We start from the raw sequence: 13,999 nt of genomic DNA, 5'->3' as shown, positions 1-13,999 counted from the left end.
AAAGGAGCTCAGGCGGCGCATTATAACAGCTCTCCAAACCAGCGCCCCATGGCGGATTCCCTATGACCCAGTCCGACCCCTCACCACAAGCCCCGGAAGGCGACACCTTCATTCCCGACCTCTGCCGGATGAAGGCCGTTTTCTTTCTTGTACTGATCACCGAGCTGGTGCTGGTGCTTTTCGCGCTCGCCCGGGCCGGAACCGGCTGGATCGACTGGAATTACCTGGGCCTGGCCTCGCTGCTCACGCAGTGGGTCACCCTCACCAGCGCGGGGCTGATCTGCGTGTTAAGGCGTTTTTTTGTTCGCCATACCGTCATCACGGCCTCCGTACTGTGCACCCTGGTGGTGCTGGCGGATGCCGCACTGTTCACCCTCCTGGGCCAGTGGCTGCTTTCCCCGGGCACCCTGCCCGGCATCCCCGACCCGTCAGGCCTGGCCCGCAACCTGCTCATGGCAGCCATCATCACCCTGATGATGCTGCGCTACTTCTACCTCCAGTACCAGCATCGCCAGCAGGAACAGGCCCAGCTCGAAGCCCGGGTCGCGGCGCTCCAGGCCCGCATCCAGCCGCACTTCCTGTTCAACAGCATGAACACCATCGCCAGCCTGATCGGCTCCGACCCCAAGCGGGCGGAAGAAGTGGTCCTGGACCTCTCGGAACTCTTCCGCGCCAGCCTCAACACCGCCGGAGACCGGCTGATCCCGCTGCGGGATGAAATCCGCCTGTGTGAACGCTACCTTGCCATTGAAACCACACGGCTTGGCGAACGGCTGCAGGTGGAATGGTCACTGGCACCGGAGGCGGATGACATTCCAGTACCGCCACTGACGCTCCAGCCACTACTGGAAAACGCCGTCTACCACGGCATCCAGCCACTGACCGAGGGGGGCACCATCACCATCGAGACAGAACTGAGTCGCGATCGCCTCTACCTGCTGATCCGCAACCCGTTGCCATCGGACACGGAACGAGCCAGCCAGGGCCACCGCATGGCACTGGACAACATCGCCTCCCGGCTGGCTGCCGTGTACGGCACCCAGGGAGCGCTCAAGACCAGCCAGGACGGCGAACACTTCACCGTAACACTGAGACTGCCCCGCTGAGGGCCAACAGGACCACCATGAAGGAACGCCGCGTACTCATCGTCGACGACGAAGCCCCCGCCCGCCAGCGCCTCGCCCGCCTGGTGGACGAACTCCCCGGTTACTGCGTCTGCGGCGAAGCCAGCAACGGCGAAGAGGCCCTGAGCGAAGCCGACCGCACCGAGCCCGACATCGTCCTGATGGACGTACGCATGCCCGGCATGGACGGCATCGCCGCCGCCTCCCACCTCAGCCGCCTGGCCACGCCCCCCGCGCTCATCTTCTGTACCGCCTACGACGAATACGCCCTGGAAGCCTTCCGCGTCGAAGCCACCGACTACCTCGTCAAACCCGTCCGCACCGACGCCCTGACCGCCGCCCTCGAACGCGCCGCCCGAACCAACCGCCTCCAACAGGATGCCCTTTCGCCCGAAACCGGCAGCGACGAAGCCATCGTCGTCCGCAGCCAACGCGGCGTCGAACGCATCGACCTCGACCGGCTCTACTACGCCATGGCCGACAACAAATACGTCACCCTCATCCACAGCCAGGGCGAAACCCTCTGCGACTACAGCCTCAAGGAACTCGAAACCGCCCACCCCGACCGCCTCATGCGCATCCACCGCAACACCCTGGTCAACACCAGCTACGTCTCCGCCCTACTCAAACCGGGCAACAGCGGCCACAAAGTAAGACTTTCCGATCCCAGGCAGACACTGCTGGACGTAAGCCGAAGACATGCCACAACAGTCAGAAACTGGTTGGAAGAAAACAACTCGTAACCAGAAGAAGCAGGCGGGGGCACGCTTTCCGGGAAGCCCCAAACCCAGTGAAAATAACTCGTAGCCGAAAGGAGGGAATCGGGGCGTCCTTTCCGGGAAGCTCCGGAGCCATGGATGGCGGAGGCGCAGCGTCCATGGATGGATTCATAGCGATTCCCGGAAAGGACGCCCCGATTCCCTCCGCCCCATACCCAGAAAAGATGGGGCCAAGGCCCAGGAAGACAAAAACCGAGCAAACCGGTACCCTAACCCTCACCAAACCCAGCAAAGAGCCAGACCACAAATGCCCCGTGAAACCCTGCGAATCGCCACCCGCCGCAGCAACCTCGCCCTCTGGCAGGCCGAACACATCAAGGCCGAACTGGAACGCCACCACCCCGGCCTGACCGTCGAACTCGTCGGCATCAAAACCCGGGGCGACAAAATCCTCGACGTCCCCCTGGCCAAGATCGGCGGCAAAGCCCTGTTCGTGAAGGAACTCGAGGAAGCCATGCTCGACGGCCGCGCGGATCTGGCCGTACACTCCATGAAGGACGTCCCCATGGCCTTCCCCGAAGGCCTCGGCCTGGTCGCCATCTGCGAACGCGGCGCGCCCACCGACGCCTTCGTCAGCAACCATTACAGCAGCGTCGACGACCTGCCCGAGGGCGCCGTGGTCGGGACCTCCAGCCTGCGCCGCCAGGCCCAGCTCAGTGCCTACCGCCCGGATTTCCGGATCCAGACCCTGCGCGGTAACGTCAACACCCGCCTCGCCAAGCTCGACGACAACCAGTACGACGCCATCGTCCTGGCCACCTCCGGGCTCCAGCGCCTGGGCTTTGACGAGCGCATCCGCTACCAGATTCCTCCCGAGGTCTGCCTGCCCGCCGTAGGCCAGGGCGCATTGGGCATAGAATGCCGCACGGACGACCACGAACTCGTCTCTCTTATCGAACCCCTGATCCACAAAGACTCCAGCGACCGGGTCATGGCCGAACGCGCCCTTAATACCCGTCTTGAAGGCGGCTGTCAGGTGCCGATTGGCGCCTACGCCGAACTCGAGGGCGATCAACTCCACCTGCGCGGCCTTGTGGCGTCCCCGGATGGCCAGAGCGTCTTTCAGGTCAGTGGAAGCACCCACCGCGAAGACGGCCAGAACCTGGGCCGGCAACTTGCCGAGGAGCTGCTGGACAAGGGTGCCGGCGCAATTCTTGCGGACGTCTATGGCTACCGCCCCGAATAAGCCGCTCAGGGGGCGGCGCATCCTCGTCTGCCGCCCCCAGCCCAAGGCCGACCAGACCTGCGCCGCCCTGCGCGAGGCCGGCGCCGATGCACGTCCCCTACCCATGATCGAGATCCAGCCCCGCGAACTCGACGGCCGGGATCGCAGCGTTCTCCAGGACCTGGATCAGTACCAGGCCGTCATCGCCGTCAGCCCCAACGCGGCGCAGCTGCTGCTCGAACACCTGGATCAGTGGTGGCCCCAATGGCCCATCGGCATTGAATGGTGGGGCCCCGGGCCGGGAACCGCCCGCGTTTTCGAGCAGGCGGGGCTGGAAGCGCAGAGTCCCTCAGAGGGGCATGACAGCGAGGCCCTTCTGAACGAGGCATCCTTTGACAGCGCCACCATCACGGGCAAACGGATCCTGCTTGCCAAGGGCGAAGGGGGGCGCGAAGCCCTGATCGAGGGTCTACAGAACAGGGGAGCTCGAATCGACACCCTGAGCCTTTATTCGCGGCGCGTCCCGGAGTGGCCGACAGAAACCGTGGAGAGCACCTTCCGCGACTTCAATCCAGACACCATCCTTGCCCTCTCGGGCGAAACATTGAAGAATCTACTGGACCTGGTCCAGAATACCGGAGCAAAACCGGCTGAATGCACGCTCGTGGTCCCGGTCGAACGGGTTGCCGCCCAAGCCAGGGATGCCGGATTCAGCGATGTGCGCGTCCCGACAACCCTGTCATCCGCCGGCCTGGTTCAGACCTGCGCAGCCGGCACCCAACCATCAGGAGTAACGGACACTCGTGAGTGATAACAACCAACAGCTCCCGGCGATCTCGGAAACGGGCGGAGCGATGCCCAAAAAACCCCGCCTCTGGCCAGTCTGGCTGGTTCTCATCCTTGTGGTTCTGCTCATCGGGGCCCTTGCATTTGGCCTGTGGGAACAGTACCGCCAGCAGCAGGCACTGCAGGACCGGTTCCAGCAGCTGAGCCAGCAGACCAGCGAGGTCCGCGAAAGCCAGTCTTCGCTTGTCGAATCCCGCCAGGAACGCCTCAACCAGTTTGCCAGCCGGCTGGAGAAGCAGCGCGAGACCATCGAACAGCAGCGCGAAAAGCTCAATACCCAGGAGCGGCAGATTGAACACAATGCGCGCTCGCTGCTGGGCCTGGGTAAACGCACGCGCACGGACTGGCTGCTGGCCGAGGCCGAATACCTGCTGAGGCTGGCCAACCAGCGCCTGCAGATGGAGAGGGACCACCGTGGCGCCCTGCGGATACTTGAAAGCACAGACGAGATCCTTGCAGAAACCGACGACGCCGGGGTCTACCCGGTGCGCCAGCAGCTTGCCAGGGAAATCCTGGCGCTCCGCACCCTGGAGCCGGTCGACCGCACCGGCCTCTACCTACAGCTTGAAGCCGCCATGGAGATGGCCTCCGAGCTGGGCTCCGAGCAACTGTTCACGGCGGACCAGACCGACAGCCAAAGCGCAGCCGAAGCCGGGGACCCGCAAACGACCGCGGAGGGCTGGCGCGGAGCCTGGCAGCGCGTGCTGAACACACTGAACCAGATGGTGGTCATCCGCCGCCTCGACGAGCCTGCCCAAGCCATGCTCTCGCCGCAACAGAGCGCACAGGCCAGACTGCATCTGCAGCTGATGTTTGAACAGGCCGCCGTAGCACTTCTCCAGGAGGATCAGAGTACCTACCGGCGGGCGCTGCGTCGCGCCGATAACTGGCTCGACCAATGGTATGACGCCAATGACAAGCGCGTTGAGACCCTGCAACAAATCATTGACGAGGCAGCGGAACAGCACATCCAGGTGACGCTGCCGGATATCAGCGAGTCCCTGTCCCTGCTCAAGGCGCGCGTCGAAGGGCGCCTTGAGGGGGAAGAAGAACCGGCGCAGGAAGACGCTGAGGACGGGAACGGAACCAGTGACGGGGAGCCTCAATCATGAAGGCACTCCTGCCCCTGATCATCCTGGCCCTGCTGGCGGGAACACTCATCAGCCTCGGCATTGGCCAGGACACCGGCTACATCCGTATCACCATTGGCCACTACCTGGTGGAGACCAATTTCTGGGTCGGGGCTGGTTTTTTTGTCCTGGCGGCACTGGCGCTGCACTGGATACTCAACCTCTCCCATCGGCTGCGGGTCACTCCCGGCGCACTCACCAGCTGGATGCGCCACAGCGGGCAGCGTCGGGCCCGTCGCCAGACCACGCGGGGCCTGCTGGAGCTCGCCGAAGGCAACTGGGGGCGCGCCCGCAAACTGCTGGAAGCCGGCGCCAGCAAGGCCGAGACCCCACTGATCAATTATCTCTCGGCAGCGGAAGCCGCGCACGAACAGGGTGACGATGAAGAAGCCGAGGTCCTGCTGCGCAAGGCCTGGGAAAGTACAGCCGGTTCGGATCTGGCGGTTGGCCTGACGCAGGCGAAACTGCAACTGTCCGCTGGCAAGCTGGAACAGGCTCTGGCAACACTGCTGAGGCTTCGCCGCAAATCGCCGAATCACCCCTTCGTGCTCAAGCAGCTGAGCAACGCCTATATGGCCCTTGAGGACTGGCAGGCCCTGAGCGAGCTGCTCCCCGAGCTGCGCCGCCAAGCCGTTATGGACGACGAGAGCCTGAACCAGCTTGAAAAAAAGGTCTGGCTCAACGTGATCGACCAGGCCGCCGAGCGCCTTGAGCGACAGCCCGCGGAACACCGCAATCTGGATCACCTCGACCGGATCTGGGACCAGCTTCCTCCAGCCCGGCGCGAGGACGATGCCGTCATCCTCCACTACGCCCAGCATCTCGCTGAACTTGGCTACGAAACCCGTGCCGAGGCGCTGCTCCGCAAAGTGCTGCGGCGGAACTGGAGCGATGAACTGATCAATCTCTATGGCCGCCTGAAGGGCAACCGTGCGGATGAACAGCTGCTTATGGCCGAGGGCTGGCTCCAGGAGCGGCCAAATAACCCGGAGCTTCTCCTGGCCCTGGGGCGCCTCAGCCTGCGCAATCAGCTATGGGGTAAAGCCAGGGAGTACTTCGAGACCAGCATCAACGTTAAGCGCAAGCAGGAAACGGCCGCAGAGCTTTGCCGCCTTTACGCCCATCTCGGGCAGTACGAACAGAGTGTGCGTCTGCTGCGCCAGGGTATCCTGGAACACCATGGCCTGCCGGAGCTGCCCATGCCGGAACCACGCCGGGCCCGGGAGCGCCAGTCACACTGAGTTTCAGTTCCGCGGGGCGTTTCAGTCCCGCGGCGCGTACTGCAGGACATCGGAGAAGAAGGCACTGGTGTCCAGACCCCGCTCGGCCAGCCCATCCAGGGTCGAGTACACCATCGCCGGGGAACCGCAGGCCATCACCGTGACCTCATCGAGACCGTGACCGTCTGCAAGAATGGCTTCCACAAGTCGTTCATGGTGGCAGTCACTCAGGTTATCCGCCTCACAGGTCACTGGCCTGAACCGGAACTGCGACCACTCAGCCTCCCAGCGCTCCGCAAGCTCCCGGAGGTACATATCACGCTCGTTGCGAGCCCCCCAGTAGAGATACACGGGCTGCGCCATCCGACTGCTTCTCAGGAAATCCACCAGGCTCTTGGCCTGGGCGAACCCGGTTCCCGCAACCACCAGCAGCAGCGGTTGCTCCGGCGGCGTACGCAGGCAGGCTTCGCCATACGGCATGCTGACCCGGATACTGCCATGCTTTCTCAGGTAATCGATGATCTCACGGGCGGTTTCCCACTCCTGTGGCGCCTGGATGTGCAACGTCAGCTGCTCGGCTCCGGGGGCACTGGCAATGGAAAACCAGGACGGGTCGCGATGCGGTAGATGGACGGCAAGGTACTGCCCCGCCAGGAAGTGAACGGGCCGCTCGTGGGGCCACTCCAGGCGAACCTGGTAGATGTCCTCCCCGATGAGGCCCAGCTCATTCAGGTGACAGGTGAAATAGGCGGGCTGTTGCGGCTTGGCGTCCATAGACTCCTCATTAAAACGGACGACGGTACATCGGTAATCAACCAGAGGAAGTACGTCCGGCTATGCGCCCGGGTTCAGTCGAGTCCCAGCGATGGCCAGAGCTCATCAACGCGCTGACGGACCTCGTCACTCATACGGATGGGTCTGCCCCACTCGCGCTCGGTCTCGCCCGGCCACTTGGCGGTCGCGTCCAGCCCCATCTTGGATCCCAGCCCCGAAACGGGCGACGCAAAATCCAGGTAGTCGATGGGGGTGTTATCAACCAGGGTCGTGTCGCGGGTTGGATCCATGCGGGTGGTCATCGCCCAGATCACGTCCTTCCAGTCCCGGGCGTTCACATCATCATCCGTAACGATTACGAACTTGGTGTACATGAACTGTCTCAGAAAGGACCATACGCCCATCATCACCCGCTTGGCATGGCCGGGATACTGCTTCTTCATCGTCACCACGGCCATCCGGTAGGAGCAGCCCTCTGGAGGCAGATAGAAATCCACAATCTCCGGAAACTGCTTGCGCAGTATGGGCACGAAAACCTCATTCAGCGCCACACCCAGAATCGCGGGCTCGTCCGGTGGCCGGCCGGTATAGGTGCTGTGATAGAGCGGGTTTTTGCGGTGGGTCATCCGCTCCACGGTAAACACCGGGAACTCCTCAACCTCGTTGTAGTAACCGGTGTGATCGCCGAAAGGCCCCTCGGGAGCCGTATCACCCGGGTAGATATAGCCCTCCAGAACGATTTCGGCGCTCGCGGGCACCTGAAGATCGCCGACCTGGGTGCGCACCAGCTCGGTCCGCTCGCCACGGAGCAGTCCGGCAAACGCGTACTCGGAGAGGGTATCGGGAACCGGCGTGACCGCCGCCAGGATGGTCGCGGGATCGGCGCCCAGAGCCACGGCAATGGGGAATGGCTCGCCCGGGTGCTGCTCCTGCCACTGCCGGAAGTCCTGGGCCCCGCCCCGATGGGCCAGCCAGCGCATGATCAGCCGGTTGCGACCGATCACCTGCTGGCGATAGATGCCCATGTTCTGGCGCTCTTTTTCCGGCCCACGGGTCACCACCAGTGGCCAGGTGATCAGGGGCCCGGCGTCGCCCGGCCAGCAGGTCTGGACCGGCAGCTGGTTGAGGTCCACATCCTCACCCTCACGGACCACCTGCTGACAGGGCGCGGAGCGGCGGATTTTCGGGCCCATTTTCATGACCTGCCGAAAGATGGGCATCTTATCGAAAGCGTCGCGGAAGCCCTTGGGCGGCTCCGGCTCCTTCAGGAAAGCCAGAAGCTCACCAATCTCTCTCAGGCTTTCAACGCTCTCGCAGCCCATTCCCAGCGCCACGCGCCGAGGCGTGCCGAACAGGTTGGCCAGCACCGGCATGTCATGCCCCACGGGGTTCTCGAACAACAGGGCCGGGCCTTCGGCCTTCAGGGTCCGGTCCGCGATCTCGGTCATCTCCAGGTTCGGATCGACGGCCGTGCGGATCCGCTTCAGTTCACCCTGCTGCTCCAGCTGCTCGACAAAGTCTCTCAGGTCCCGGTATTTCATGGACACTCCGGCGCGGTGACTGGCCCTCCAGGCTAGCGCTTCTTCATCGCCTGGAAGAATTCCTCATTGGTCTTGGTGTCACGGAGCTTATCGATCAGGAACTCCACGGCCGCCACGTCATCATCCATTGAGTGGAGCAGCTTGCGCAGGATCCACACGCGCTGGAGTTCGTCCTCGCTCACCAGCAGGTCCTCTCGCCGGGTACCGGAGCGGCGGACATTGATGGCCGGATAGGTGCGGCGTTCGGCGATACGACGGTCCAGATGGACCTCCATGTTGCCCGTACCCTTGAATTCCTCGTAGATGACCTCGTCCATCTTGGACCCGGTATCCACCAGCGCCGTGGCCATGATGGTCAGGCTGCCGCCTTCCTCAACGTTCCGGGCGGCGCCAAAGAAACGCTTGGGCTTTTCCAGGGCGTGGGCGTCCACACCACCAGTCAGCACCTTGCCGGAGGACGGGATGACGGTGTTGTAGGCACGGGCAAGACGGGTTATGGAGTCCAGCAGAATGACCACGTCCTTCTTGTGCTCAACCAGCCGCTTGGCCTTCTCGATCACCATCTCGGCAACCTGGACGTGGCGTGCCGGCGGTTCGTCAAAGGTTGATGCCACCACTTCACCGCGGACCGTACGCTGCATCTCGGTCACCTCTTCCGGGCGCTCGTCGATCAGCAGCACCATCAGGTGAACATCCGGGGAATTGCGCACAATCGACTGGGCCATGGTCTGCATCAGCAGCGTCTTACCGGCCTTGGGCGGCGAAACGATCAGGCCTCGTTGCCCCTTACCGATGGGCGACACCAGATCCAGAATCCGCGCCGAGAGATCCTCGGTACTGCCGTTGCCGGCCTCCAGACGCAGCCGCTCTTCCGGGAACAGCGGCGTAAGGTTCTCGAAAAGAATCTTGTGGCGCGTGCTGTCGGCTTTGCCGAAGTTGATCTCATTGACCTTCAGAAGCGCGAAATAACGCTCGCCATCCTTGGGGGGGCGGATCTTGCCGGAAATGCTGTCGCCGGTCCTGAGATTGAAGCGGCGAATCTGGCTGGGCGAGACATAGATGTCATCGGGACCCGCAAGGTAGGACGCGTCTGCCGAGCGCAGAAACCCGAAGCCATCCTGAAGGATTTCCAGTACGCCGTCGCCGTGAATATCTTCACCGCTTTTAGCGTGTTTTTTGAGAATCGCGAAGATCACATCCTGCTTGCGCGAACGGGCCATGTTGTCAAGGCCCATTTCCTGCGCAACTTCAAGCAGTTGAGGTACGGACTTTTTCTTGAGTTCAGTCAGGTTCATAGATTATCTGGGTACGGTCTGGATAGGATGAAATGGGTTTGTTATTCAGGTGTCCGGCGAAAGCGGATTTCCGGATTGCCCGGGACCTGCCGATCGGGGGCCGTTTCAGTACAAGGGAAAACTCTGCACCTTAGTGACAATCAACGGAACCAGGGTCAGAACGGTATTACCGGGGCTCATGACAGCTGACAGCCAGTGGACACCGGGCTGCCTGCATCAGGAATCTAAAAAATACACCATTTATCGGATGAGTGCAAAATTCCGCGATCACGCTCTGGCGGCGCCTGGCGCAATTCCTGTCAGCCTACCTCAACCGAGGCATTGGTGCCATCCCCGATGCTTACGTATTATAGCCATAATAGTCTAAATAATCCTGCCGTGGAGAAAATGACCCGATGACATCGGCCAGCGAATTCAAGCCCCTCAACCTTGCGGTTCTGACCATATCCGACACACGGGGACCAACCGAAGACAGTTCCGGTCAGTTCCTGGTCGATGCGTCACTGGAAGCCGGCCACCAGGTGGTTGCGCGACGCATCCTGCAGGACGACATCCCCCTGATGCGGGCGCTGGTCAGTCGCTGGATTGCGGATCCGGCCATTAACGCGGTACTTATCACCGGCGGCACTGGCTTTCACGAGCGCGACAGCACCCCTGAGGCCCTGGGCCCGCTATTCGAGAAAACCATCGAAGGATTTGGCGAGGAGTTCCGCCGCCTGTCCGCCGACGAAATCGGCAACAGCACGATCCAGTCCCGTGCCCTGGCCGGCCTGGCCAACTATACCGTCGTCTTCTGCATGCCCGGCTCCACCGGTGCGTGCCGCACAGCCTGGAACGGCATTGTGCGCGACCAGCTCAACAGCGGCCACAAACCCTGCAACTTCTCGGCACTGCTGCATAAGAAGCCGGAGCGCGACCTTCGCTGCCTTGATGAACCCGTAGCACTCGACGCGGCACGTCAGGGAGGCTCCTGATCATGGCGGATTCACTGATGAACGTGGATGACGCGCTGGGACAATTGCTCAAGGCGGCCCGGGTTCTGCCCGAAGCCACAGCCCGCCCTCTGGGTAAGGCCCTTGGCAACATCCTGGCGGAAACCCCGGTCGCCGCCGTTACCGTTCCACCTGCGGACAACAGCGCCGTGGACGGCTATGCCCTGAACAGCCGCGATGCGTCACAACCATCGTTGCCGGTTTCCCAGAGAATTGCCGCCGGACAGGATCCGCTGCCACTGGAGCCCGGAACCGCTGCCCGCATCTTTACCGGAGCCGCCGTTCCCGAGGGTGCGGACACCGTCATGATGCAGGAGAACGCCACCCTGGAGGGGGAGGAGGTCGTCTTTTCCCGCACCCCGGAAGCCAACCAGAACATCCGGCCCGCCGGACAGGATATCCAGGCGGGCGAAACGCTCATTGAGGCCGGTACTCGGCTGGAACCCTGGCACCTTGGGCTCCTTGCCTCGGCCGGGCTGCCCCAGGTGCGAGTCTACCGCCCCCTGCGCATCGCCGTTCTGAGCAGCGGTGACGAGCTGGTGACTCCGGGCCAGCCCCTGGCACCGGGGCAGATCTACAACTCCAACCAGACGATGCTCCAGTCCCTGGTCAGCGCGGCGGGCTGGGAACCTGTCCCCTTCGAAACGGTGGCGGACACCTTTGACGCCACCCGGAACGCCCTCCAAAGGGCCAGCGAGGAGGCGGACGTGATCATCACCACAGGCGGCGTGTCGGTGGGCGAAGAGGATCACATCCGTGATGCGATCCAGTCACTGGGGCAGCTCAACCTGTGGCGCATGGCCATCAAGCCGGGCAAGCCACTGGCCTTCGGCCATATCGGCGACACCCCCATCCTCGGTTTACCCGGGAATCCCGCCGCCGTTCTTGTGACCTTCCTCATGCTCGGTCGTCCCTTTCTACGCTGCTGCCAGGGTGAAAGTGGACTGACGACTCCGGCCGCCTATGCACTGCCATTGGGCTTTGCAGTGCCCCGCGCCCAGTCGCGCCGGGAATACCAGCGTGTGCGCTGTCGCCAGCTTGAGGGACGCCAGTGGCTTGAGGCAGCCAGCAACCAGAGTTCCGGCGTTCTCAGCACGGCCTGCTGGTCGGATGGGCTCGCGGTGATTCCTGAAAATGAAACACTGGCGGTGGGTGACACGGTGCTTTATTACCCGTTCTCCAGCCTGCTTTACGGTTAAGGAGAGGATGTCATGATCCGTGTTCTGTTTTTCGCCAGCCTCCGGGAACGGCTGGGTCTGGACCAGCTCGAGCTGCCGGCTGACGATACGGCCTGCGTTTCGGATTTGCGCCAGGTGCTCAGGGAACGTGGCGAGGACTGGGCCGACCTGCTCGATGGGGAGTGGGCCCTGGTAGCGGTCAATCAGACCATGGCACGGGACCAGACACCGGTCTCGGATGGTGATGAAGTGGCCTTTTTCCCGCCGGTAACCGGGGGTTGAGATGATCCGCATCGATGAGGCGCCCTTTGATCCCGCCGACTGTACGACCTGGCTGGAAGCCGATGCGCCGCAAATAGGAGCTGTCTGTACGTTTACCGGGCTTGCCCGGGACTACGGAGACCGGGAATCGGTCAACGGGCTGTACCTTGAGCATTATCCGGGGATGACGGAGAACGCCATTCAAGGGGTGATTGACGAGGCGCGGGCGCGTTGGCCCATTCAGGCGGTGGAGGTTCGGCATCGGGTGGGACAGATTATGCCGGGGGAGCGGATCGTGTTTGTGGGGGTGAGTAGTAGCCATCGGCGGGAGGCGTTTGAGGCCTGTGAGTTTATTATGGATTTTCTGAAGACTCGGGCGCCGTTCTGGAAGAAGGAGCTGACGAAGGATGGCGAAATCTGGGTTGAGCAGAAAGAGAGTGACCGGTTATCGGCGGCGCGATGGCAGGGTTCGGGGGAAGATGGGGTCGGGTAGGCCTGTCCGGGAACCGCTTTGAATACGTCCATGTACGCTGCGCCTCCGCCATCCATGGCTCCGGAGCTTCCCGGACAGGCCTACCCGACCCCATCCCCTGAGTGTTCAGCGGCCTGCGAGTTCTTCCTGGTCTGATTTTGTGTTCACGTTGATGAATCCTGATGCCATGGCTTCGCAGTCCAGCCAGAGGGCTTGTGTGCGTTCTGCCAGGCGCCAGGCGCGGTTTTCGCCGGCGGTCAGGGAATCGTGCAGTGTTGGTAGTACCGAGACCGGGTAATAGCCGTGGAGGTAATGGCGTTGGTCGGGGGTTTCGGACAGGCAGGGGGTGTCCGGGTTGAGTCGGGCGGTTTCGAGCATCTGGACTGCCCAGGCGGGGGGCAGTGCCGGGGTGTCGCAGGTGACTACGAGCAGGCCGGGGAGTGATTGGGTCTGGGCCCAGGACAATCCTTCGTAGAGGCCGGCCAGGGGGCCCTGGCCCGGGAATTGGCGGTCGGGGAGGATGGTGTTGGCCCATTGGCGGTAGTCAGTGGCATGGTCGTTGGCGCTGACCGCCACTGCGGCCGTTACCGGTTCAAGGCAACGGGCGAGATGGGCCACGTAGGGCTCTCCATCATGGAGCAGGAGGCCTTTGTCCTGGCCTCCGAGTCGTTCACCACGTCCGCCAGCCAGTATCAGTCCGCCTGGAATCATGGCGCCCCTTCGATCGCTGGATGGCCCGGCGAGGCTTCACCGGGCACGGGTTCCGTTTACAGGTTGCTGTCGAGGAATGCCGTCAGCTGGGACTTGGACAGTGCGCCCACCTTGGTGGAGTCCACGTCGCCGTTCTTGAACAGCATCAGCGTCGGGATACCACGGATGTTGAATCGCGGCGGCGTCTGTTGGTTCTCGTCGATGTTCAGCTTGGCAATCTTGAGTTTGCCTTCGTATTCATCGGCAATCTCTTCCAGAACCGGGGCGATCATCTTGCAGGGACCGCACCATTCCGCCCAATAATCCACCAGTACCGGCACATCCGACTTGAGGACTTCGTCTTCAAAGGTGCTGTCTGTTACATAAACAATGTTGTCGCTCATCGCCCTACTTCCAATTTTCAGCTGAATGAATAGGCCAGCCAGGGGCCTTTGATTAACCGGTTAAGGGACACGTCGATTCCCCCTCTGTTACAGGGGGTGCCCGGCGGGTTACTATCCCGCTCACTGAT

At 62.6% G+C, this 13,999-nt stretch carries 15 protein-coding genes; 10 read left to right on the top strand and 5 right to left on the bottom strand.

The annotated features are described in order from the left end of the window. Positions 1 to 62 precede the first annotated feature (62 nt). The 6 genes from DES49_RS02100 (at position 63) to DES49_RS02075 (ending at position 6,285) form a co-directional block, all read left to right on the top strand. The gene (locus DES49_RS02100; RefSeq protein ID WP_133734715.1) at positions 63 to 1,106 is read left to right on the top strand and encodes a sensor histidine kinase; all 1,044 of its coding nucleotides are present in this window, start codon (positions 63 to 65) and stop codon (positions 1,104 to 1,106) included. A 17-nt stretch (positions 1,107 to 1,123) separates the two neighbouring features. Continuing rightward, positions 1,124 to 1,867 carry a LytR/AlgR family response regulator transcription factor gene (locus DES49_RS02095; protein WP_133734714.1) on the top strand — a complete coding sequence of 248 codons (744 nt, stop codon included), beginning with the start codon at positions 1,124 to 1,126 and terminating at the stop codon, positions 1,865 to 1,867. Positions 1,868 to 2,150: 283 nt separating this feature from the next. Next, on the top strand, positions 2,151 to 3,089 hold the full coding sequence (gene hemC, locus DES49_RS02090; protein ID WP_133734713.1) for a hydroxymethylbilane synthase: 939 nt from the start codon (positions 2,151 to 2,153) through the stop codon (positions 3,087 to 3,089). After that, positions 3,070 to 3,879, top strand: coding sequence for a uroporphyrinogen-III synthase (locus tag DES49_RS02085; protein WP_133734712.1), 810 nt, complete (start codon positions 3,070 to 3,072; stop codon positions 3,877 to 3,879). The genes hemC and DES49_RS02085 overlap by 20 nt, the downstream gene beginning before the upstream one ends. Continuing rightward, complete coding sequence (locus DES49_RS02080) at positions 3,872 to 5,026, top strand: uroporphyrinogen-III C-methyltransferase (RefSeq protein ID WP_243864817.1); 1,155 nt, start codon at positions 3,872 to 3,874, stop codon at positions 5,024 to 5,026. The genes DES49_RS02085 and DES49_RS02080 overlap by 8 nt, the downstream gene beginning before the upstream one ends. Continuing rightward, on the top strand, positions 5,023 to 6,285 hold the full coding sequence (locus DES49_RS02075; protein WP_133734711.1) for a heme biosynthesis HemY N-terminal domain-containing protein: 1,263 nt from the start codon (positions 5,023 to 5,025) through the stop codon (positions 6,283 to 6,285). The genes DES49_RS02080 and DES49_RS02075 overlap by 4 nt, the downstream gene beginning before the upstream one ends. Positions 6,286 to 6,306: 21 nt before the next feature. Here DES49_RS02075 and DES49_RS02070 read toward each other — a convergent pair whose 3' ends face one another. The 3 genes from DES49_RS02070 to rho all read right to left on the bottom strand — a co-directional run bounded on the left by DES49_RS02070 (position 6,307) and on the right by rho (position 9,874). Beyond that, the gene (locus DES49_RS02070) at positions 6,307 to 7,038 is read right to left on the bottom strand and encodes a ferredoxin reductase domain-containing protein (protein ID WP_133734710.1); all 732 of its coding nucleotides are present in this window, start codon (positions 7,036 to 7,038) and stop codon (positions 6,307 to 6,309) included. 74 nt (positions 7,039 to 7,112) lie between these two features. Beyond that, positions 7,113 to 8,579, bottom strand: a complete 1,467-nt coding sequence (gene ubiD / locus DES49_RS02065) for a 4-hydroxy-3-polyprenylbenzoate decarboxylase (protein ID WP_133734709.1) — start codon at positions 8,577 to 8,579, stop codon at positions 7,113 to 7,115. A gap of 32 nt (positions 8,580 to 8,611) precedes the next feature. Further along, a complete protein-coding gene (gene rho, locus DES49_RS02060) occupies positions 8,612 to 9,874 on the bottom strand; it encodes a transcription termination factor Rho (protein ID WP_133734708.1) in 1,263 nt (420 codons plus the stop codon). A 395-nt stretch (positions 9,875 to 10,269) separates the two neighbouring features. Between rho and moaB the strand changes: the two genes are divergently transcribed. The 4 genes from moaB to moaE are packed head-to-tail and all read left to right on the top strand — an operon-like array spanning position 10,270 to position 12,798. Further along, complete coding sequence (gene moaB / locus DES49_RS02055) at positions 10,270 to 10,848, top strand: molybdenum cofactor biosynthesis protein B (protein WP_133734707.1); 579 nt, start codon at positions 10,270 to 10,272, stop codon at positions 10,846 to 10,848. A gap of 2 nt (positions 10,849 to 10,850) precedes the next feature. Further along, positions 10,851 to 12,065: a molybdopterin molybdotransferase MoeA gene (locus DES49_RS02050; protein WP_208297001.1), complete on the top strand. Its 1,215-nt coding sequence runs from the start codon at positions 10,851 to 10,853 to the stop codon at positions 12,063 to 12,065. Positions 12,066 to 12,077: 12 nt separating this feature from the next. Continuing rightward, positions 12,078 to 12,326: a molybdopterin converting factor subunit 1 gene (moaD, locus tag DES49_RS02045; protein WP_133734705.1), complete on the top strand. Its 249-nt coding sequence runs from the start codon at positions 12,078 to 12,080 to the stop codon at positions 12,324 to 12,326. A gap of 1 nt (position 12,327) precedes the next feature. Then, a complete protein-coding gene (gene moaE / locus DES49_RS02040; protein ID WP_133734704.1) occupies positions 12,328 to 12,798 on the top strand; it encodes a molybdopterin synthase catalytic subunit MoaE in 471 nt (156 codons plus the stop codon). 105 nt (positions 12,799 to 12,903) lie between these two features. Here the strand turns inward: moaE and mobA are convergent, their stop codons facing one another. Then, positions 12,904 to 13,488 (bottom strand): molybdenum cofactor guanylyltransferase, encoded by a 585-nt coding sequence (mobA, locus tag DES49_RS02035; protein WP_133734703.1) that lies wholly within the window; start codon positions 13,486 to 13,488, stop codon positions 12,904 to 12,906. A gap of 56 nt (positions 13,489 to 13,544) precedes the next feature. Then, entirely contained in the window at positions 13,545 to 13,871 is a 327-nt protein-coding gene (trxA, locus tag DES49_RS02030; RefSeq protein ID WP_133734702.1) for a thioredoxin TrxA, read from the bottom strand. Positions 13,872 to 13,999: the final 128 nt, after the last annotated feature.

The sequence above is a fragment of the Halospina denitrificans genome (assembly GCF_004364635.1).
Taxonomy (GTDB): Bacteria; Pseudomonadota; Gammaproteobacteria; order Pseudomonadales; family Oleiphilaceae; genus Halospina; species Halospina denitrificans.
This window is presented reverse-complemented; position numbering and strand designations above follow the sequence as displayed.